This window comes from Caballeronia sp. BR00000012568055, assembly GCF_029439455.1.
GTDB lineage: Bacteria > Pseudomonadota > Gammaproteobacteria > Burkholderiales > Burkholderiaceae > Caballeronia.
Genome location: NZ_JAQFVG010000176.1, coordinates 1 through 802 on the forward strand (window position 1 = coordinate 1; position 802 = coordinate 802).

The following is an 802-nucleotide window of genomic DNA, read 5'->3' on the forward strand; positions in this document are numbered from 1 at the left end:
AAACCTTCGCAAAACGCAGCGACCTCGGTTTCTACGTAGAAACCTGCCTGGTCGGTTGACGGTCGTGTATTAAGTAGCATCGCACTGTCAGAGGCTGTAACGGTATTGGAGCCTCGAGGGAAAGCCGAAACGCGCGCCGGATTTTGATCTTTAACGAATGCTGGTCACCGGTAATCGCCTGCGGAATTCGGAGATACGCAAAATGGAAACCTGCGAGTGGGCTCTCCGTTTTCTCGAGATGCCCTCACACTCTTTGTGCTCTATCGTCCTCGGCCCGCGAAAATTCGAAAAACCAAGCGCGGGCTGTGGATGCGGCTGCGCAATTCAAACCGACCACGATCCGTCAGATGCTTAGTCGCAGCGTAGCGATTTCAAAGTTGCCGCAGTTGTGCGGACCTTTAAAGGGACAAGAAGCCGGATGGAGAAACTCGGCGGCTCGGAACGGTTGCCAAAAGCATGCCCTGCGGTTCTCGAGAACAGAGGAAAGAAAGCAACTGTACTTGAGAGTCAAGCGGAAGTGCTCTGGAAATCAAGCTTTTGGCGGGCTCCAGGGCGTTCCATCGCGTCCAGGGCGTTCCATCGCGCTCATGGCGTTGATCTGAGTGAGCAGCTTGTGCTTGCCTGCAACGAATGCGACCTTGGCTTTCTTGCCGTTGGCGCGCAGCCGATCGCAAAACGCCTTGATGTCGGGATTGGCCCGCTGAGCAGCCACGCACGCCATATACAGCGCACGCCGCGCCGACGTTCAAAGGGGCGATCATAGCTGCGCGTCTAGGTGCCGCGTGGGTGCTCTGCCAATGTC

1 protein-coding gene is annotated in these 802 nt (G+C 56.5%); it reads right to left on the bottom strand.

Features of this window, described 5'->3' with window-relative positions:
* Positions 1 to 529: 529 nt before the first annotated feature.
* Complete coding sequence (locus P7F28_RS09575) at positions 530 to 721, bottom strand: hypothetical protein (protein WP_277184269.1); 192 nt, start codon at positions 719 to 721, stop codon at positions 530 to 532.
* Positions 722 to 802: the final 81 nt, after the last annotated feature.